General features: G+C 49.3%; 22 protein-coding genes and 1 pseudogene. 13 read left to right on the top strand and 10 right to left on the bottom strand.

Annotation, left to right across the window (positions count from 1 at the left end; all coding sequences use genetic code 11):
* Positions 1–41: 41 nt before the first annotated feature.
* Together ACJ2PR_RS19270 and ACJ2PR_RS19265 are read left to right on the top strand one after the other, a co-directional pair.
* A complete protein-coding gene (locus ACJ2PR_RS19270; RefSeq protein WP_446878159.1) occupies positions 42–572 on the top strand; it encodes an ABC transporter substrate-binding protein in 531 nt (176 codons plus the stop codon).
* Positions 573–629: 57 nt separating this feature from the next.
* Positions 630–782: a hypothetical protein gene (locus ACJ2PR_RS19265; protein WP_446878158.1), complete on the top strand. Its 153-nt coding sequence runs from the start codon at positions 630–632 to the stop codon at positions 780–782.
* An 8-nt stretch (positions 783–790) separates the two neighbouring features.
* Here ACJ2PR_RS19265 and ACJ2PR_RS19260 read toward each other — a convergent pair.
* Positions 791–856 (bottom strand): annotated as a pseudogene (locus ACJ2PR_RS19260) (DUF4351 domain-containing protein); the annotation flags it as partial.
* Here ACJ2PR_RS19260 and ACJ2PR_RS19255 point away from each other — a divergent pair.
* Positions 847–1134, top strand: a complete 288-nt coding sequence (locus tag ACJ2PR_RS19255) for a hypothetical protein (RefSeq protein WP_446861952.1) — start codon at positions 847–849, stop codon at positions 1132–1134. The pseudogene ACJ2PR_RS19260 and the gene ACJ2PR_RS19255 sit on opposite strands and share 10 nt — an antisense overlap.
* Here the strand turns inward: ACJ2PR_RS19255 and ACJ2PR_RS19250 are convergent.
* The gene (locus ACJ2PR_RS19250) at positions 1113–1340 is read right to left on the bottom strand and encodes a hypothetical protein (protein ID WP_446878157.1); all 228 of its coding nucleotides are present in this window, start codon (positions 1338–1340) and stop codon (positions 1113–1115) included. The two genes, ACJ2PR_RS19255 and ACJ2PR_RS19250, sit on opposite strands and share 22 nt — an antisense overlap.
* A gap of 37 nt (positions 1341–1377) precedes the next feature.
* Complete coding sequence (locus tag ACJ2PR_RS19245; RefSeq protein ID WP_446861950.1) at positions 1378–3042, bottom strand: mechanosensitive ion channel; 1665 nt, start codon at positions 3040–3042, stop codon at positions 1378–1380.
* A 431-nt stretch (positions 3043–3473) separates the two neighbouring features.
* Here ACJ2PR_RS19245 and ACJ2PR_RS19240 point away from each other — a divergent pair, with 431 nt between their 5' ends.
* A complete protein-coding gene (locus ACJ2PR_RS19240) occupies positions 3474–3929 on the top strand; it encodes an SRPBCC family protein (RefSeq protein WP_446878156.1) in 456 nt (151 codons plus the stop codon).
* 11 nt (positions 3930–3940) lie between these two features.
* Here ACJ2PR_RS19240 and ACJ2PR_RS19235 read toward each other — a convergent pair whose 3' ends face one another.
* The 5 genes from ACJ2PR_RS19235 to ACJ2PR_RS19215 all read right to left on the bottom strand — a co-directional run bounded on the left by ACJ2PR_RS19235 (position 3941) and on the right by ACJ2PR_RS19215 (position 9190).
* Complete coding sequence (locus ACJ2PR_RS19235; protein WP_446878155.1) at positions 3941–4762, bottom strand: SirB1 family protein; 822 nt, start codon at positions 4760–4762, stop codon at positions 3941–3943.
* A gap of 55 nt (positions 4763–4817) precedes the next feature.
* Positions 4818–6359, bottom strand: a complete 1542-nt coding sequence (locus ACJ2PR_RS19230) for an FAD-dependent oxidoreductase (protein WP_446878154.1) — start codon at positions 6357–6359, stop codon at positions 4818–4820.
* 30 nt (positions 6360–6389) lie between these two features.
* A complete protein-coding gene (locus ACJ2PR_RS19225) occupies positions 6390–7616 on the bottom strand; it encodes a beta-ketoacyl-ACP synthase (protein ID WP_446878153.1) in 1227 nt (408 codons plus the stop codon).
* Positions 7617–7758: 142 nt separating this feature from the next.
* On the bottom strand, positions 7759–8511 hold the full coding sequence (locus tag ACJ2PR_RS19220) for a peptidylprolyl isomerase (protein ID WP_446861945.1): 753 nt from the start codon (positions 8509–8511) through the stop codon (positions 7759–7761).
* Between the two features lie 115 nt (positions 8512–8626).
* Entirely contained in the window at positions 8627–9190 is a 564-nt protein-coding gene (locus ACJ2PR_RS19215; RefSeq protein ID WP_446869327.1) for a photosystem I assembly protein Ycf4, read from the bottom strand.
* Positions 9191–9649: 459 nt separating this feature from the next.
* Here ACJ2PR_RS19215 and psbD point away from each other — a divergent pair, with 459 nt between their 5' ends.
* Positions 9650–10711 carry a photosystem II D2 protein (photosystem q(a) protein) gene (gene psbD / locus ACJ2PR_RS19210; RefSeq protein WP_446861943.1) on the top strand — a complete coding sequence of 354 codons (1062 nt, stop codon included), beginning with the start codon at positions 9650–9652 and terminating at the stop codon, positions 10709–10711.
* The gene (gene psbC, locus ACJ2PR_RS19205; RefSeq protein ID WP_446861942.1) at positions 10695–12080 is read left to right on the top strand and encodes a photosystem II reaction center protein CP43; all 1386 of its coding nucleotides are present in this window, start codon (positions 10695–10697) and stop codon (positions 12078–12080) included. Before psbD ends, psbC begins: the two co-directional genes overlap by 17 nt.
* Before the next feature lie 160 nt (positions 12081–12240).
* On the opposite strand, the gene ACJ2PR_RS19200 is transcribed toward psbC, so the two are convergent.
* On the bottom strand, positions 12241–12453 hold the full coding sequence (locus ACJ2PR_RS19200) for a hypothetical protein (RefSeq protein WP_446878152.1): 213 nt from the start codon (positions 12451–12453) through the stop codon (positions 12241–12243).
* A 133-nt stretch (positions 12454–12586) separates the two neighbouring features.
* Here ACJ2PR_RS19200 and ACJ2PR_RS19195 point away from each other — a divergent pair, with 133 nt between their 5' ends.
* The 7 genes from ACJ2PR_RS19195 (at position 12587) to frr (ending at position 18563) form a co-directional block, all read left to right on the top strand.
* Entirely contained in the window at positions 12587–12799 is a 213-nt protein-coding gene (locus ACJ2PR_RS19195; RefSeq protein WP_446878151.1) for a hypothetical protein, read from the top strand.
* Positions 12800–13112: 313 nt separating this feature from the next.
* Positions 13113–15299, top strand: a complete 2187-nt coding sequence (locus ACJ2PR_RS19190; RefSeq protein WP_446878150.1) for a pentapeptide repeat-containing protein — start codon at positions 13113–13115, stop codon at positions 15297–15299.
* Between the two features lie 16 nt (positions 15300–15315).
* Positions 15316–15663: a type II toxin-antitoxin system RelE/ParE family toxin gene (locus tag ACJ2PR_RS19185; protein WP_446869331.1), complete on the top strand. Its 348-nt coding sequence runs from the start codon at positions 15316–15318 to the stop codon at positions 15661–15663.
* Positions 15632–16279, top strand: coding sequence for a hypothetical protein (locus ACJ2PR_RS19180; protein ID WP_446878149.1), 648 nt, complete (start codon positions 15632–15634; stop codon positions 16277–16279). Before ACJ2PR_RS19185 ends, ACJ2PR_RS19180 begins: the two co-directional genes overlap by 32 nt.
* Positions 16280–16414: 135 nt before the next feature.
* The gene (gene hisA, locus ACJ2PR_RS19175; protein ID WP_446878148.1) at positions 16415–17188 is read left to right on the top strand and encodes a 1-(5-phosphoribosyl)-5-[(5-phosphoribosylamino)methylideneamino]imidazole-4-carboxamide isomerase; all 774 of its coding nucleotides are present in this window, start codon (positions 16415–16417) and stop codon (positions 17186–17188) included.
* A gap of 111 nt (positions 17189–17299) precedes the next feature.
* Positions 17300–18028 (top strand): UMP kinase, encoded by a 729-nt coding sequence (pyrH, locus tag ACJ2PR_RS19170; protein WP_446861935.1) that lies wholly within the window; start codon positions 17300–17302, stop codon positions 18026–18028.
* Positions 18015–18563 carry a ribosome recycling factor gene (gene frr, locus ACJ2PR_RS19165; RefSeq protein ID WP_446878147.1) on the top strand — a complete coding sequence of 183 codons (549 nt, stop codon included), beginning with the start codon at positions 18015–18017 and terminating at the stop codon, positions 18561–18563. The genes pyrH and frr overlap by 14 nt, the downstream gene beginning before the upstream one ends.
* 452 nt (positions 18564–19015) lie before the next feature.
* Here the strand turns inward: frr and ACJ2PR_RS19160 are convergent, their stop codons facing one another.
* Complete coding sequence (locus ACJ2PR_RS19160; protein ID WP_446861933.1) at positions 19016–19900, bottom strand: 4-hydroxybenzoate solanesyltransferase; 885 nt, start codon at positions 19898–19900, stop codon at positions 19016–19018.
* Positions 19901–19902 lie beyond the last annotated feature (2 nt).

Raw genomic sequence — 19902 nt, 5'->3', positions numbered from 1 at the left:
TTGCTCAGTCAAGCGAAATCTAAAAAAGATGAAAAAGCACCTTGAAAGGGCTGGTACCTACTCCTAACCTGGAGACTGTAAAGAAAAATCTTCAGTATATTGCCCAAATAGTTGGTCAAGAAGAGAAGGCAAAGGAAGTTCTTGTTCAATATCAAAAGCGTATTAAGGAGTTGCAAGAGCATCTAGGAGACCAATTACAGCAAACTGAGGTTTCCGTCATTATCTATGGAGATAGTTTTATTGGAGGACTTCTTGACAAACGCGGTATCGGTGTAGCGACTCAAGTTCTAACTGATATTGGTCTCCGCCAGAACCTCACAATGCACGATAGTTTTAACCTCAGTATTGAAACAATTGATGAATTTGATGCTGATGTTCTATTTATTGCTGACGCTCATGTTGACAAGAAAACACCAGATTTTTATTTCCAAAATTCCTTAATTAACAGTTTAGAGGCAGTCAAAAATGGTCGAGTCTACATTGTTGATCAAGAAGCTTGGCGAGTACAGGGTATGTCAGGAGCGAATAAGATATTAGATGACCTCGAAAAATACCTTGTTAATACGCCCTAGTAAGAAACTATCACCTATACGAGCGATCAACATTGGTACAGAGATCGCACCCCTGCGATGCCCCTTCCACAAGCTTCGTCGATCGCGCTTCACCTGAACAGCGATCGCGCTCTGATGGTCGATCTTGTAGTGCGATCGCTCTATCATTTCTCAAAACGTCGATCGCTTAATGATTTAGTGCGGTTCCTGCGGAGTTGCGCTTTGCGCTAATCGCTCCTCTAATTTTGTTCTATCAGCCAAGCTTCTAAATTTGCAACATTGGAAAAATCAAGTAATGCTTCCCCTAATGATTCGAGTTGATCTACCGATAATGCCGAAACGCGATCGCATTCGCACCACCACCAAAAATCCCATCCTCAGGTTTCTATTTGTCGCGTTAGCCTTTATTCTGGTGAATCTGTGGGTCTATTTGCTCTGGTGTTTCATCTCTCACGCAAGACTAGGCGGGCAGAGGGTTTTTCAGACTTTGTTTCCCCTCAAAACCATGCTGAACTTCCTCGCTCACGCGGTGGAACGACGGTTTCCCTTGATTACAGCCATTTATTTGCCTGTTTCGGGTTGACTTTGCGATCTACTGAAGTTACTTTGCCACTCTGAGAAGAAGGTCGGGTCGTCCAGCACTTGACGCAGATTAAACTGATCTTCAACCTCACTGAGCGTTGGTTCATTTGCCTGGACGATCTGAGTCATAAAAGGCAATGCGGAATAGGCTCCAACTATAAAAGTTTCGGGTGAGCGGCGATCGTGATCACAAAAAAAGTGCGTCACCTGAGCAACGCACTGAATGTTTAACGTCGAGAGAGTTCTAACCTTTGAAATCTTTGAGCCAGTCGCGAAGCTGGTCGGCCGCTACATCTCTTCCACCCAGGCCAAAGGCGAGAGCAATCGCAACGGCGATCGCGCCTAACAACAGTCCAAACGCCAGATTCACAATATTAGGGGCAATCCCTGCTTGTTGAAGTGCCATCGCTGCCACCAGTGCAATAATTGCGATTCGAGCCGTCTGACCCAAAAACTTTGATTGACGACTTCCCGAACTAGTAATCAGGCTGTAAGCCAAGTTCGCCAAATACAAGCCCACCGCGAACACCGCCAACCCAACCAGAAGGCGACCAAAAATCGCCAGCAGCCCCGTAATGATCAGCGTCAAGGCAGGTAGATTGAGAACATCAGCCGCCGGGACGGTTGCGAAGAGCAAAATACCCACCAGCACGACCACACCCGCAATTTCAGAAGGCGTGCGCGTAGACGACGGAGTATCCGACGCTTGAAGCAGCGTTTCACCCGTCTGAAACTCAGTGTCATACTCGGTCGGGGGAACTTGAGGCGTATGGGGAGCCGCTTGCAGCCCTAACCAGTAAAAGACGTTGTTGAAACCAACACTGGCGAGAATGTTACTTACCAAATCAGCAACAAACTTTCCGATCACATAGGCGATGGCTAGAATGATTGCTGCGGTAAAAATCTGCGGGATGGCGCTGAGAATTTGATTCAACATTGCCGTTGCGGGCCCAGAGATCGCGGGGATCTGTAAGGCATCTAAGGCAGCCGTAGCCGTTGGGATCAGAATTAAGACATAGACGATCGTGCCAATTAGCCAGGATAGCGATTGTCCGCCTCCAGTTCGGCTGAGACCGAGTTTTGCGCCAACCTGATCCGTTCCAGTAGCTGAGAGCAGATTGGTAACGATGCCCCTGACCACTCGTGCCACAAACCAGCCCACCACACCAATCAGAACCGCTTTGAGAATATTTGGGAGGGCACCCAGAATATCATTCAGCAAATTTTGAACAGGCTGAAGCGGCCCCTGCAAATCGAGAACGCCCAAAATTAGCGGCAAGAAAAACAGAAACACAAACCAGTAAAGCGCATTTCCCAGCGTTTCACTTAGCAAAAAGGGACTGGGGGCTAGTGGGTCAGCATCGTTCTGTTCGGCAATGCGCTCATCTAGTGAGAAAGACTGTGCTGTGCGAACTGCGATCGCCTTGGCCAGCGTTGCCACCACCCAAGCCACTCCAATCAAAATCGCGGCCGATCCCAGACGAGGCAAGAACGCAAAAATCTGGTTGAGGAAATTGTTGAGCGGCTGAGAAACCGTGGTCAGGTTGAGGGCATTCAGGGCAGCGACGACTGCCAATATCATAATGATCCAGAAGGCGATCGCGGCTCCGATTTGTTCGGTGTTAACTGCGCTGCGAGTCCGTCCACCAGAAACCCACCCCGCCAGACGATTGTCTAAATCTGTTTTTTTGAGCAGATTGCGAACCACACTGGAAACAATGCCCGCTACCAGCCAGCCAATCAGCAAAATTGCCAGCGCCCCCAACAACTGGAGGACAATGTTCATCAGATTGCTTTGTTGGAGATAGGGGATCGGCGAGAAATCAGTACCAGCTTGTGCCAAAACGCGATCAGGCATCCACGTTTGCACCCCAGTTAGCTGACCAAGACTGTGCCAAATTTCGTTCATGGTTGTCTAGTTAACCTCATTTATTTAATCAAGCAAGACGCGCAATTCACTTCATCAATGAAACATGCGTCTAGAATCAGGTCGGAAAGCGGTCAGTACTATGTATAAATCAGCTTACGTGTTCCTATCTAGAGCGCGTAGAGTCAGCAACCTGCGACTAGAGAAAAGTACGGTTGCCTCATCAGATTACTGGTAACTCCCTAAACTGAAAAGACTTCAGAAATACTATTTTGAAGTTTTGGTAAATTACCATAAAGTTTTAGAAGAGTTCACAGCATTCAAATCTTTAGAGCAGCGGTAGATATCCTTAGCTTTGTGAGAATTGAATGTCACAAGCACTGCATAACATCGCAGGTTCCTACCGACTAATCTTCGTTCTAAAGAGATATTTTTTAGAATTCACTAGTTAGTTTCTTTGACCACCAGTTAACATGTCATCCCAAATCTTTGAGCAATCGATTCAAATTAATGCGAGTGCGATCGTGGTTGAGCGCTGTATTACTGATCAAGTTTTGATGCACCGTTGGCTTAATCCCGCTCTGCGATGCGAACCTGTGGGCGATTGGTCTACCGATTTGGGCAGCCGCAGCCGATTTGTGATCCAGGTTCCGGTTTTGCAGCCGACCCTTAAGAGTGTGGTAGTTGAGCGAGAGCCAGGGCTTGTGGTTTGGGAGTTTCAGGGGTTTTTTAAGGGGCGCGATCGCTGGGAGTGTAAGCCAGAAGCGCGAGGCACTCGTTTGGTAAATCGGTTTGAATTTGAGATTCCGAATCCGATCGTCCGCTTTGGGTTTGATACTTTTGCCGCTAAGTTGACGCGAGAAGATATGCAGGCTCAACTGCGACGGCTCAAGCGAGTGGCTGAGGAAGTTTATCAAAGTGTAGGCTAGGATGCTGACAATTATCGGTTACTCATCCGATTTAATAGTTGCTGAATCACATCGCGATCGTCAGCTTTCGGCATCATTTCTAAATACAGTTCTAAATCTTGTCGAGCCTCAATCCAGCGGTTGGTACGAAAGTAGAGAATGCCACGATCGCGCAGTTCTAGAGCCGCGTTGGGAAACAGTAAAAGGATACGTTCGATCGCAGCTAAGGCAGATTCAATTTGATTTTTATTAAGATAAATTGCTTTGAGATTAGTCAACATTCGGGCTAAAAGCTGTCGATTACTAACGGTTTCTAGAAACTGAGGCTGCATCTCAACAGGCTGACCAAAAAGTTGACTTAAGCGGTCTTGACAGTCTTGAGGAAATAGAATTTCGCCTTGAGTAAACGGATCTACAAAGATTTCCATTTCTTCTTGATCAGGGCGGATCAGAAAGTGTCCGGGCATCCCAATTCCCACCATTGGAAAATCGATTCTTTGAGCGATCGCTAGATAAACAACAGATAAAGTGATTGGAATCCCTGTGCGGCGATCGAGTACATCATTCAAGAAACTGTTGCGCGGATCATAATAGTCTGTTGTGTTGCCGACAAACTTTAGCTCATCAAACAGATAGCGATTGATGGTTTGCAGGGTTTTGAGCGGATAAGGTTCCAACGGAAGGCGTTTACGAATTTCTTCAGCAATGTCATCTAATCGGGTGAGATAGCGATCGACCTCTAAAGTTGGATATTCTTCTTGTGCGATATGAAGGGCTGCTTTTTCCAGAATAATATGTTCATCGGGTTGACGCACTTCTTGATAAAACTGTTGGCGAGCGAGGGAAAATTCCATTGTTTCAGCAGGGGGTTCTCTTTCTAGATTATCAACTTCCATCTCTGAGAAAAAGCTATTTTTTATAATCTCTTCCGGAGCCATATTTCCAGGCTTGAATCCAACGATTCCAATAATATTGTTGAATTGGTAATAAATTCTTTGTCCAGGGTGTCAAAGTTTTGCCAAACGGATAAAGCCATGAATAGGTTGCCAGACTACCGAAGTGTTTGGCCCAATCCAATAATGTCAAAATACCGACTTGTGGAATGATTTTAAGCACCAGTTTGGGATGAGAAAGTCCTGTCTTCATTAAGGTTTGAAATAGGGGAATAAACTGGACAACATCTTGTAGAAAAGGTTTGAGAACGGGATCTCCTAACTGCTGCATTTCTTGAAAGACGATCGCCAGCAATTCATTGATTTGATTGGGTTCAATCTTTTGGTCAACGCCTACGCTCATCGCTCGCTGAAAGAGCCAGGTTACTGTGAGATTTGGCTGATAGGGCTGTAGAGGAGCCAACCCATCTCGATGCAAAACATCAGTTTCCAACGCTTCATGAATCCCTTCTGTCAAACGTTTTAGATGGCGCACCATTGCCCCAAATCCTCCAAAACTCAGGGGAGACTGACTGCCGCTACTATCGCCAACAGGCAGAATACGATCCCATTTTGGCTTGAGGGGACTGTCACGATAGCAGGGAAAAAGTCCGAATAAAACGCGCTCAAATTGAAGCTGAGAGAGTTTAATCTTTTGGTATTCAGGTAATAGACGAAAGTACTCTTCAAACAGCGTTTCTAAAGAGATGCGATCGACTTCTGCATCCAAATAAGTAAACAGATAAGTTGTTCGACCGTCCCTAGCCGGAAAAGCTTCCCAAAAATATTGGCACTGATTTTGTATCGGTGTAAATGACACAATTAAATCACCCGACTTATTTTCAGGAAATCCTTTTGCACAACTGCCTACAACTAAACAGAGTGCATCTGGTTTTTTGCCTTGTCTAGCTTGCCGCACGATCGGCGAAAAATGCCCCATCGCATCTAACATTAATCGGGCAGTAAATTTTTTTTGAATAGAAACGCCATTGGGATGCACAGTGACTTCTTGAAAGGGCGTATTTTCAAATAGCTTCCCACCTGAATTGCAAAATTTTTGTTTTAGGGTTTCTAGTAAGAAAACGGGATCGACTCCGTTGTTGAGCACATCTTTAGCAAAGACTTCAGAACCCCCTAAAAAGCTAACTCGAACAGGGTTAAATTGAGTAGCGATCGCGCTCTCTAATTCTTCTTCAGTCAGCAAACCTAACTCAACAAATACCTGAAGTTCTTGACGAGAAATATTCCATTCCTGCTCTCGTCCTCGCAAAATTCCCCGCTCTAATAAGGCAACTCGCCACCCTTTTTGAACCAGCGCCGCTCCGATCAAAATTCCTAATGTGCCGCCGCAGATAATGACATCATAATCAAGCGTTTCTAACCAAACACCACTTTCTTGAACCACCTGGGAAACAGCTAATCGATCTTCTCGAAGAGAACGCCACGATTCATCGGTGCGCCTCAATCCACTCAAGACATCGCCTGCAAGTTGCGAGAGAATTTGTTCGGTAAGAGTCATGGAAATTTAGTGACAGCCTTTTTCAAAAGTCTACCGTGACGCACGACTAAAGCAGGCCGCCGCATTTTGCCCCCCAAACCCAAAACTAAAATTTAAGACATTCTCAATCGAGGACGACCCTTTGTGATTAGCTTGAACGTGATTGACTTGAAGAGACCGCGCCTCTGTCACAAAGTCCAACTCAAATTCAGGCGATCTCAACCCCACACAGGGCGGCAATCTCTGCTCCCGCAGGGCCATCAAACAAAACGCAGCCCCCAAAGCGCCAGACGCTCCCAAAGTGTGACCCGTTGCTCCCTTAGTTGAACTGACCGGAACCCCTTGTGGAAAGAGAGTTTGGATCAAATGAGCTTCAGTGCGATCGTTAATTTGCGTCGAAGTTCCGTGAGCATGAATGTAATTAACTTGCTCAGGGTTCAAGCCACTTCTCTCTAAACAGTGCTGAATGGTGGCGATCGCGGTTCGTCTATCAAGGGCTGGCGCACTGACATGAAACCCATCTGCCGTCAGCCCAAATCCTCGAATTTGACCATAAACGCTGGCTCCTCGACAGCTTGCCAACTCCGCAGTTTCTAATACCAAAACGGCTCCCCCTTCACCAAGAACTAAGCCCTCCCGATCGCCATCAAAGGGATAGCAACCCGTTTGTGCTAATGCCCCCATGCGATCGAACCCAATCAGCGTCAAGGGCGTAATCGCAGCCTCCACCGCTCCCACAATCACTCGGTCACACTGCCCGGATTGAATCAGCTCATAGCCTTGAGCGATCGCCCAAATTCCAGTTGCACAGGCGGCCATCGGTGAAAAAACAGGAGCATGAGTTTTGAGCAGTCGAGCCGCCGCGATCGCAGCAGAATTAGGCAACGTTTCTAGCCAATTTTCTAGCAGCGTTGGGTTGGAGTGAGTCGTCAATTTTTCCCAAGCGGATTGATTGCCCCGACTCGACCCGATCACCACGCCACAATCTGCCAACGGCAAAGAAAGTCCAGCGTCTTGCAGCGCATCCCAGACGATTTGCTCAGTCAAGTCCACCAACCCAGCAGGATATTTGTCAATCAGTGCTAGAGGTTTTGGCGGCAGTTGTGGAAAGGGTTGATAAAGTTGAATACTCGATCGCCCTTTCAATAAACCACTCCAACTAGCTTCAAGATTTCCTAACGCTGAGACAAGTCCGATCCCAGTCACCACAACATCCATGTCTGAAGCTAACTTGTGAATGTAGTCAGTCTGATACGAATTCTCTAATTTGCTGGACAAAAGCGGCAAAGACGGTAGATCTCAGACTAAACTCGCTACAACAGAATCCCCAACTTCTTTGAGAAATCGGGGATCTACTTACAGAGCCTCGCAAGTTTAGGACAGTCTGCCTTGATGCAAACCTGAAGCCGCTATGAGATTCCTAACCCTTCTTGAGCTTGTCTAATCCCTGGGTGACTTTGGCAGACTCAATGCGATCGCCCTGTTGAATCTTATCCACCACTTCCATTCCCTGCGTCACATAGCCAAAGACTGCATAGCTGCCATCCAAAAATTGCAGATCAGACAGGGCAAAGTAAAACTGAGAAGACGCTGAATCGGGAAACGCTGATCGTGCCATTGCCACCGCGCCACGAGTGTGTTTGAGCTTGGGTGCGCCAGAATCGAGAATCTTGCTGTAGACGATCGCATCACTTGTCTTCTCAGGCTTGATTTCTAAGGGAATATTACGAGCCTGTCCCGTTGCTGGATCAGTAAACCCGCCCGTCCCTAACTGCTCTAAAGGAAAATTAGGATTTTTGCCTTGGGGATCGCCACCCTGCACCACAAATGGCTGAGGTTCTCGCACGACTCGATGGAAGACTAAACCATCGTAAACCTTGCGATCGACCAGATCCACAAAATTGCCAGCCGTGACAGGGGCATCAGTCCCATCGACCTCGATTGTAATGGGCGACCCTTTCACCGTCATTACGACTGTCGCCTTCCCGTCTAGCCTGGGCACGCCTGCCGCTTGCGAAGTTGCCTGAACGCTTGGGATCGGAGAAGCTGCCGAAGGGGAAGCAGTTGGCGGGGCGGTCGGAGCCGAAGAATTTGCTTGTGAGCCGCATCCAGCGATCGCGAAGATGGCAACCGCCAACGTGGATAATAGCCAATTTCGGATTTTTGTCTGCATTTTTAGTTACCCTTCCAACAAAGTCACCTCAACATACTAAGCAAAAAGGCCCAGTTGCAACCAGGAATTAGCCCAGATCATTGTAAAAGTAAGTTTGAGGGTTAGGCATGTAGAGCTACAGTCCTTCTAGCGGCACACCCAAAAATCGAGCCAGTTCCGCCGCCTGATTTTCTAATTCTGAGAGGGGCAGAGGTTCACCTACTCGCGTCAATGGGATATCACGCATTCCTTTAACCCGCAAATAAAGCGATCGCTTGGGGCTGATCCCTTCTCTCAGAGTGGCTTTTACAGCCTGCACATCCGATGCCTTAAAGTTCAACTCAATTTCGCGATTCTTCCCCGGAAATCCCCAGCGAAAGATCTTTACATCACCCGTCTGCTTGTTGAATTCGTTGTAGCCGCCTCCCAGATTCCAAATCACGGACAGCCACAGGTAAATTGCCAGTAGCGTGCCAGCCGCTCCATACAAGCCCATCGCCAAACCCTGCGGCACAAAGATCAGCGTCGTTGGGTCGGCAAAGGGCAGAAGGTTAATTTTTAAATAGCTAGAAATTCCTGCTAGGAGAAATCCGGTCGCACCGAGCGAAATAACCGTCGCCCACCAGTAATTGCTAAATCGTCGAGAACCCAAAATCTCTTTGCGTAAAATCAGGTTAGTAGGAGTTGTCTGTGCAGTCATAGGACATTCATTACCTGAAGAAGAGATGACAAAATCAGAGTTGCAGCCGTTGACTGATAAGCTTTACAACAGATCGAGATGCAAAGCTGAGAAACAGTGGTCTAAAAAGTTGGCAATTCTAGAGCAACCTCTAAACCAGTATATTACGCTCCACATTCACCTCGGCAAAAGAATCGCGATCGACAGCACATGTTAAATCGTTAAGAGAAACAAAGCTTTATGACAATTAACCCTGAGCAAAAATACTCAAATAGTCATTTCGTCTCAGGAAGGCATGAATTTTCTTGAACTGCTGAAACCATTGGTATTTCTGATGTTTTCAGAAAATTTGATAAAAAGTTTGCTGAGATTTGACGTTTCGCTTTGTAAAATTTCTGATTTCTCTTATTATATGTAGACATATAAACGCGTTCACTCTAGAAAACTCGCATTTTAGTAAAGACTACGAGGGTTTAATTCATGACCATTGCAGTTGGACGCGCGCAACAACCGAGCAGAGGCATTTTTGATGCCCTGGACGACTGGTTGAAGCGCGACCGCTTCGTCTTCATCGGCTGGTCTGGTCTTCTGTTGTTCCCCTGCGCCTTCATGGCGGTTGGGGGCTGGATGACCGGCACCACCTTCGTCACCTCCTGGTACACCCACGGACTCGCGTCCTCGTACCTCGAAGGCTGCAACTTTCTGACCGTTGCCGTCTCAACCCCTGCTGACAGCTTGGGACACTCCCTACTGCTTTTGTGGGGACCCGAAGCTCAAGGTGACCTGACCCGCTGGTTCCAAATCGGCGGACTGTGGTCATTCGTGGCGCTGCACGGAGCCTTCGGACTGATTGGCTTCTGCTTGCGTCAGCTAGAGATTGCCCGACTGGTGGGCATCCGACCCTACAACGCGATCGCCTTCACAGGACCGATCGCCGTGTTTGTGTCGGTGTTTTTGATGTACCCGTTGGGGCAATCGAGTTGGTTCTTCGCCCCCAGCTTTGGGGTAGCGGGCATCTTCCGCTTTATTCTGTTCATCCAGGGCTTCCACAACTTCACGTTGAATCCGTTCCACATGATGGGCGTGGCGGGCATCCTGGGTGGTGCGTTGCTCTGTGCGATTCACGGCGCAACCGTGGAGAACACGCTGTTTGAAGATGGCGAAAACGCCAACACCTTCCGGGCGTTCAACCCGACGCAGAGTGAAGAAACCTACTCAATGGTGACGGCAAACCGCTTCTGGTCACAGATCTTTGGGATTGCCTTCTCCAACAAACGCTGGTTGCACTTCTTCATGCTGTTTGTGCCCGTGACGGGGTTGTGGATGGCCTCGGTGGGCATCATCGGTCTGGCGTTGAACTTGCGGGCGTATGATTTCGTCTCGCAGGAGCTACGGGCGGCTGAAGACCCAGAGTTTGAGACGTTCTACACCAAGAACATTCTGCTGAATGAGGGCATCCGCGCTTGGATGGCCACTCAAGATCAGCCTCACGAAAAATTTGTATTCCCCGAAGAGGTTCTGCCCCGTGGTAACGCTCTCTAATAATTCAATCATTGCGGGTAATCGCGACCAGGAATCTTCAGGATTTGCCTGGTGGTCTGGAAATGCCCGCCTCATCAATCTCTCTGGTAAGTTGCTGGGTGCTCACGTTGCCCACGCTGGTCTGATCGTTTTCTGGGCTGGAGCAATGACTTTGTTTGAAGTCGCTCACTTCATCCCCGAAAAGCCGATGTACGAGCAAGGTCTGATTCTTCTGCCTCACTTGGCTTCTCAAGGTTGGGGCGTGGGCCCTGGCGGCGAAGTCATTGACATCTTTCCTTACTTTGTGGTCGGTGTTCTGCACCTGATCTCTTCTGCGGTTCTTGGGTTTGGTGGTATTTACCACGCAGTTCGCGGCCCTGAAACTTTGGAGGAATACTCCAGTTTCTTCGGCTACGACTGGAAAGACAAAAACCAAATGACCAACATCATTGGCTACCACCTGATCCTTTTGGGCGTGGGTGCGCTGTTGTTGGTTGCTAAGGCGATGGCTTTTGGTGGTCTGTATGACACCTGGGCACCCGGTGGTGGTGACGTTCGTGTGGTCACGAATCCGACTCTCAACCCTGCAATCATCTTCGGCTACTTGCTGAAGTCTCCCTTTGGTGGCGACGGCTGGATCGTCAGCGTTGACAACCTGGAAGATATTGTCGGCGGTCACATTTGGGTTGGACTCATCTGCATCGCAGGTGGACTGTGGCACATCTTCACCAAGCCTTTTGGTTGGGCGCGTCGCGCCTTTGTCTGGTCAGGTGAGGCTTATCTCTCCTACAGTATCGGTGCGTTGTCTTTGATGAGCTTTATTGCTTCGACGTTTGTTTGGTTCAACAACACGGCTTATCCGAGTGAATTCTACGGCCCTACCGGCCCTGAAGCGTCTCAGGCTCAAGCCATGACCTTCTTGATTCGTGACCAAAGACTGGGTGCGAACGTGGGTTCTGCTCAAGGCCCGACAGGTTTGGGTAAATACCTGATGCGTTCTCCGACAGGCGAAATCATTTTTGGTGGAGAAACGATGCGCTTCTGGGATTTCCGTGGCCCCTGGTTGGAGCCTCTGCGTGGGCCGAATGGACTTGATTTGAACAAGATCAAGAATGACATTCAACCCTGGCAGACTCGCCGTGCGGCTGAGTACATGACTCACGCTCCTCTGGGTTCAATTAACTCTGTTGGAGGTGTGGCGACAGAAATTAACTCCTTTAACTATGTGTCTCCTCGCGCCTGGCTGGCAGCCTTCCACTTTGTGATGGGCTTCTTCTTCCTGGTTGGACACCTTTGGCACGCAGGTCGCGCTCGGGCAGCGGCCGCTGGCTTTGAGAAAGGAATCGATCGCGAGTCGGAACCCGTACTCGCAATGCCTAACCTCGACTAATTGAGTCAGGTATTGAATAAAACTAGGGCCTCTGCACTTGATCGCAGAGGCCTTTTTCTATGGCATTCAATCTTCTGGTATCAAGCCTTCTCGCTCAATTTTGGATCTGACTCTGATAGAGAGTTGCGTTCGGCTCTAGAGAAGTCTTTGAGTATCGTGCTTACTCGTCGCTTGGATTCGGCGATCGCTTCTTTGCAGCTTCGATTTCGTCCAGACGTTCCTCAATTAGCTGCCGCAATTTCTGGGCCATTGATAGCTTTTTCCACAGATGGTTTTCTGCGTAAGCGTTTACAAGACGCTCTCGAAGTCCTTCAATATCTACGCTCTGTCGATCTGGCACAAATTTACTCTGTCTTTCTACGGGGCTATTCATAGATTAACTTCCTGTAGGCAGTACGCTTTAATGCGTTTCATACATTATGCAGCGTTGCATTACTTTTTGCTGCTAGTTGCAGCGTTTTAGGTAGAGTGATACAGTAACGCTCAAGAAGTTTTTAGAGTGAATCATGAATCAACCAACTTTCAGGGACGTGTATCGCCTCTATCTGATCGTGGCTGACTTTCCCGGAGAATTACCCAGGGTGATTGGGCGCACCTGCCACAAAATCGATGCAGATGACCATGTGCGATTTCTCAAGCGAAAGGCAGCGCAGGGCAACTTTTATGTGGCATTTGACCCGGAGCCGCAAAAATTGAATCGAGATCCGGTTTCGTGCTGAAGCGATCGCGATTAGAAATCAAACGATCAGGCTTGAAGCGCGATCGTTCCACCTCAAAACTCGGAACTTGTAGCTCAGAACTCGGAACTTGTAGCTCAGAACTTGGAACTTGTAGTTCAGAACTCGACCACTCGACCTCAGAACTCGAAACTTCCACTTCAAAACTCGGAACTTCCACTTCAGAACTCGATCACTCGACCTCAGAACTCGGAATTTGCACCTCAAAACTAGAACCGGGATGTTCTGAACTCGAAAATTGCAGTAAAGAGTTCTCTTTTTCGTATTTTTTGTGCTATCGCTGTATCAAACCCTGATGAGTTCGCCCAAATTCATCCCTCATCCCTCCTCCCTTCCCATGAAAGCCAGCGAAGTCCTTAGACGCTATGCCGCCGGAGAGCGAGATTTTCGCTGTGCCAGGTTGCGCGGGCAGTCGTTTAGAGGACAAAACCTCTCTGGTGCCGACTTTAGCGAGGCAGACATTCGAGGAACGGACTTCAGCAACGCCATTTTGAAAAAAGCAAGTTTCGTCGGAGCAAACGCAGGGCTACCCACTAACTGGAAGCTTGGATTTGCCATCCTCTTTTGTTTAGGGTTAATCATCAGTTTTGTGGTTGCATTCTCTTTTATTCATGGTGGATGGTTCCTTTGGCGATCGAACCTTGAACTCAACTGGCTTGCCATTGCTATCTTTGCCCTCGTCTCCGCTGTCATTGCTTATCAGGGTTTAGAAGCGGGGTTTGTGGTGATTGCGATCGTGATGGCGATCTCCCTACTGCTCATGGGGCTTTCAGCACTGACAGGCGGTGAAATCATCCCTTTTACAATTGTGATCGTCTTGCCAGTTGTGTTGTCTCTGGGGGGTTCTGATTTGGTGGCTGGTTCGATAGTCGTGGCAACCATTGAGCTAGGGGCAGCCATTGGCTTGCTTGTTGCACCCCTCTACGGAGCGACCATGCTGGCTGGGGCATTAGCCGGGAAACAGTTTGGCAGTACACCCGATGTTGTAGAAGTTCCTCTTGACGTGATCGTGCCCTTATTTGCGGCCTGGGCGATTGCCCAAACCCTCCTAGGGGGTTACATGGGATGGCACACCCTCAAGGGGAATGACAAGTTTGCTTTGATTTGGAAAACCTCACTCGTCCTCTCGACGATCGGCGGGACTTCCTTTCGCGGTGCAGATCTGACCGCCGCAAACTTTACCAGAGCGATACTCAAAAACACGAATTTTACGAATACCTGGGAAAAAGACGCTCACGGCAAGAAGCATCGAGAACGCAAAACTATTTTGGACTGGGTGTGCTGGCAAGATGCCAAACAACTCGATCGCGCCAGAGTTGGCAATTCCATTCTGACAAACCCGGCTGTGCGCGACTTGCTCATCACTCGCAACGGCTACCAGAAATCATACATTGATGCCAACCTGCGAGCCGCAAACCTGGATGGGGTCAACTTAGAACAAGCAAACCTGACTTGGGCAGATTTGACCTGCGCCACCCTACACTATGTCAACCTGAGGAACGCCAATCTGACTGAAAGCCTTGTTCTCAATGCCGACTTCAGGGGGGCGACCCTCACCGGAGCTTGTCTAGAAGCCTGGAACATCGACAGTCATGCCAACTTAGAGCAGGTAGATTGTCAACATGTGTATTTGTTGCGAAACGAGCAAGAACGCCGCCCCAGTAGCGGCAACTTTGCCCCCGGTGAATTCACCAAACTCTTTCAAGAAGTCCTGAACACCGTCGATCTGATTTTCCGCAACGGCATCGACTGGAAAGCCTTTGTCGTTGCTTTTAAGCAAGTGCAGGTCGAAAACGAAGAGACCCCGCTAGAAATCCAGAGCATTGAGAATAAAGGCGATGGCGTTGTGGTGGTGCGAGTCAGCGTCCCGCACAATGCCAATAAGCCAAAAATTCACAGTGAGTTTAACCAGCAATATGAACTTGCTCTCAAAGCGATCGAAGCCCGCTATCAAGCAGAACTGCAAGCCAAAGACAGCGACATTACCTACTACCGTCAGCAAAATACAGATATGTTAGGAGCCATTCGCTCACTGGCAAATCGACCAATCAGCATCATTAACGAGAACAAGCTTATGAGCAATAGCAGCGACCAAAGCCGCAACCTCAACGTCGGCGGCAACCTCAACGCCACAGGTTCCTCCTTCAACCTCGGTGAAATCAGCGGCAACCTCACCAACACCCTCAACCAGCTATCCGCCCACCCCCAAGCCGCCGAACTCGCAGACTTGCTCAAGCAGTTACAGCGCGCGATCGAATCCGACCCTGACCTCACGCCCCCCGACAAAACCGAAGCCCTAGAGCAAATCGGCACTCTGGCAAAAGCCGGAGAAAACCCCCAAGACAGCACTCTCAAGAAACTCGCCGCCACTTCGGTCAAAATTTTGAAAGGAACAGTCGCCGCCCTTCCTAGCACCGCCACGATCGTCGAAGCCTGTAGTAAGCTGTTACCGCTGATCAGCAAAGCGTTAGGACTGGGCTGAGTGCCGCGATCAACGAATGGAACCGCAACTCAGAGACATTCAGCTATACACAACAGCCAGCGGCAAAGTGCCCTTCACACAATGGCTAGAAGCGCTGCGAGACATCAAAACTCAAACTATTATTAACAAAAGACTCGATCGCGTGCGTTTGGGCAATTTGGGCGATCATCGCTCTGTCGGCTCCGGTGTCTACGAGTTGCGGATTGACTACGGCTCAGGGTATCGCATCTACTTCAATCAGATTGAAACCACGATCGTCTTGTTACTCTGCGGTGGCGACAAAAGCACCCAAAACAGTGACATTCTCAAGGCAAAAGAATACTGGGAAGATTATGAACAACGTCAAAGCGCCCGTGAGTCATAGCTATCAGGACTATTTGATCTCGCGCCTGAGCGATCGCACCTACGCAGCGACCTATCTAGAGACACATCTTGAAGAAGCCACCGCTGAACCTGACGTACTGCATCTAGCGCTGCTAAATGTATCTGAGGCGCTGAGTCGATCACACCCATTGCTGCAAGCAGCCGACCATCAACAAAAGCTCGACGATTTACTCAGTCAACCGGGAAGTCAAGCCATCCAAAGTTTAGCGGACTGGTTAAATCAACTAGGACTGAAGCTAACGGTTGTCGCTCAACCGCCCACTTCTAACCTTAGTGAGATGGGCAGCACCCATTCGATCAATCCCCCGCATTCCACCTTTTGCCATGCCGAACTCGCAGACTTGCTCAAGCAGTTGCAGAGCGCGATCGAGTCTGACCCTGACCTCCCCAACAAAGGCAAAGCAACCGCCCTCGAACAAGTCAAAACTCTGGCAGAAGTGGCACAAAATCCTGATCAGACTGAGAAGAAAAGCCTGGGCACTCAGGCCGTTACGTTTCTCAAAAACGCAGCTTCGTTTCTCCCCGACACCGCCAAACTTGCAGAAGCTTGTACAAAACTACTGCCTCTGATCAGCAAAGCTCTAGGATTGGAATGAGTCATTGGGGAACTTCTGCGATCGAGTCCGGGGTGCTTGAGCCGTCACTCAATCTGTAACCTCTTCACCGACCTGTAACCTCTTCACCGACAATGAGGTTTGCTCCTACAGTCAAAAACCTACAGTCAAAAACCTATGGAAGTGATTCCCGCGATCGACCTGCTCAACGGTAAATGTGTTCGACTGTATCAGGGCGACTACAACCAATCAGAAGTGTTCAATGACGACCCGGTTGCGGTAGCGCAGCAGTGGGCTGAGGAGGGGGCAACTCGGCTGCATTTGGTGGATCTAGATGGAGCCAAGGTAGGAAACCCGGTGAATTTGGAAGCGATCGCCGCGATCGTTCAAGCCGTAACGGTGCCTGTCGAAGTTGGGGGCGGACTGCGCGATCGCTCCAGCGTTGCGGCTTTACTGGCGACGGGTGTCCGGTGGGCAATTTTAGGCACCGTTGCCGTCGAGAATCCTAAGCTTGTCGCTGAACTGTGTGGTGAATTTCCGGGGCAAATCATCGTCGGCATCGATGCCCGAAATGGAAAAGTAGCGACCAAAGGCTGGCTAGAAACTTCAGAAGTGTTGGCGACTGAGTTGGCAGAACGAATGGCCCAGTTGGGAGCCGCCGCCATTATCTACACCGACATTCATCGAGACGGAACTCTACAAGGGCCCAATCTGGCGGCGCTTCGAGAATTGGCTGCGGTAGTCGCGATTCCTGTCATTGCGTCGGGGGGAGTTAGCTCGGTAACGGATTTGCTGAGTTTGTTGGCGTTAGAACCGCAAGGGGTGACCGGAGCGATCGTCGGGCGCGCCATTTATACCGGAGACGTGTCCCTCAAGGAGGCGATTCGAGCAGTAGGACAGGGCCGCTGGCAGGACATTCCACCTGACTTTGGCTCATCTGCGATCGGCTAACCTGCCTGTAGAGTGAACAGTTTGATATTGAGCTTACAGAAATTTAGCCAAACGCTATATCTGCTGCTATCTTAGGGTGAAAGCAATTGAATAAGAGCAAGTCATCGTCACATGGGAATAACTTATCGGCGGGTTCTGCTGAAGATCAGTGGTGAAGCTCTGATGGGCGACCTGTCCTACGGGATTGACCCTGCTGTTGTCACGGGTATCGCCCAAGAGGTGTCAGAAATCGTGGCCAATGGGGTACAGGTGGCGATCGTGGTGGGCGGCGGCAATATTTTTCGAGGGGTCAAAGGGGCTGCGGCAGGCATGGATCGGGCCACCGCTGACTATATTGGCATGATCGCCACGGTGATGAATGCAATGACCCTGCAAGACGCGCTAGAACAATTGGGAGTACAGACACGAGTGCAGACTGCGATCGCCATGCAAGAAGTCGCAGAACCTTACATTCGTCGTCGGGCGATGCGTCATCTTGAGAAAGGTCGGGTAGTTGTGTTTGGGGCGGGGTCAGGCAATCCGTTCTTTACGACCGATACGACTGCTGCTCTGAGAGCCGCCGAAATCAATGCAGAAGTACTGTTTAAGGGGACGAAAGTAGACGGCGTGTATGACGCAGATCCGACTCACAATCCTGACGCAAAACGCTTTCAAAGTCTGACTTATTCTCACGTTTTGACCCATGATTTGAAAGTGATGGACAGTACCGCCATCTCATTGTGTAAAGATAACAATATCCCCATCGTTGTTTTTGACATGTCAGTTCCCGGAAACGTCAAACGGGCAGTGATGGGAGAACCTATCGGAACGATTGTCGGAGGTTTTTGTGAAGTTTGCTGAAGTCGAAGACCATATGAAGAAGGCGATCGAAGCCGTTCAGCGGTCTTTTAATACAATTCGTACAGGTCGAGCTAGCACCAGTCTGCTGGACAAAATTTCGGTGGAATATTACGGGGTGCCTTCATCTCTCAAGTCTTTAGCCAATGTCAGTACGCCTGATTCGAGTACGATCCAGATTCAACCCTACGATCGCTCCAGTCTGTCGATTATTGAGAAAGCGATTTCGATGTCTGATTTGGGGTTGATGCCCAACAATGATGGCTCGGTGATTCGGCTAAATATTCCGCCGCTGACGAGCGATCGCCGCAGAGAGTTGGTCAAGCTGGCCGCCAAATACGCCGAAGAGGGCAAAGTCTCGATCCGCAACATTCGCCGCGATGGAATTGATACGGTGAAAAAACAGGAAAAAGACAAAGAGATTTCTGAAGACGAAGCCAGAGATTTGCAGGACAACATTCAAAAGCTAACCGACAAATACATTGCTGAAACTGAGAAAGTTTTAGCCCAAAAAGAAAAGGACATTACAACCGTTTAGCTATTTGCAAAAGCGCAAATTAAGTATAGGGATGCAGTAATGCTGTATCTCTTTTTTGTGTAAGCCTTTACGATTTTTGGCGTTGCTGATTGGAGGGATGAATCTGTGAGAAGTGTCCATCTTTTCGCCCCCTAAATCCCCCACTCTGGGGGACTTTGAACCTTGGGTTCCCCTTCGCATTGGAGGCGATTCATCCCCTGATTCAGCAACGCCCGATTTTTTAAGCTAAAAGTACTGAATTCTATTTTCTTCCCTGAACGGCTCTCCTGATGTTCTGGTCATAAGCTAACCTGATTGGTCAAGAAACCTATGCCCCGTAGAGCTTGTAGCTCAATCTTTTGAGGAAGCTAAAAGCAACCCCCCTCTTTTGCACCACAAGTCCAGGAGAGCCACAAACACCAGGCTAAAAACGAACCGTTTGAGCAGAAGAAATCGAGCTACCTAAAAATTTTCTACGAGCCTGCAATCATGCCAGCCAGTAAGACGAAGCCCACTAATACATCCAGTCTGAGCGCGTGAAGCGTGTTGGGGAGTTTGCCCTGAGAAAGTTTGTAGTACTGGTACGCCCAGCCGATCGCCGCCACTCCTACTGTTACCCAAAACGCCCAGCCAAGCTGCATCACCATTCCTAACTTTGCCAGAAGCACGATCGTAGCCGTGTAGAAAGCGCCGATCGCCTGGGGAGCATACTTGCCAAAAAACAGCGCACTTGAATTCACGCCAATTCGCTGGTCGTCTTCGCGATCGGGCAGGGCATAAACCGTATCAAAAGCCAGCGTCCACAAAACCGTTGCGCCCCAAAGCAGCCAGGTTTCTTGACCCAGACAAGGGGTTGCGGCCGGAATGGCAGAACAACTCACCGCACTCCAACTGATCAAAACCGCAAACCCCCAGGCGATCGACAACACCAACTGAGGCACCGGAAAGACTCGTTTTGCGCCTGGATACAGCAAGATGACCGGAACGGCCACCACACAAAGCCAAAAAGTCAGCCGATTTAGATAAGCCGTCAGTCCATAAGCGCACACCAGCCCGACCAGCATGACGACGACACCAACCTTGATCGAGAGCGATCGCGATGCAAGGGGACGATTACGAGTTCTCTGAACTTGGGGATCAATATTGCGATCCCACAAATCATTGGCGACACAGCCTGCCGCACTCGTGGCCAGCGTTCCTAAGACAATCACAGCCACCAAAATCCAGGGAGGCGTTCCTCTAGCAGATAGGAACACCGCCCAGAGCGCAGGAATCATCAAAATCAAACGTCCTTCTGGCTTGTCCCAGCGCAACAGTCGAAGAACCTTGAGCCAGATGGATTCGGGAGTTGTTAGCATAG

The organism is Phormidesmis sp. 146-33 (assembly GCF_052939515.1).
The sequence above is the reverse complement of the archived record's forward strand: the minus strand, read 5'-3'. Positions and strand labels throughout refer to the sequence as shown.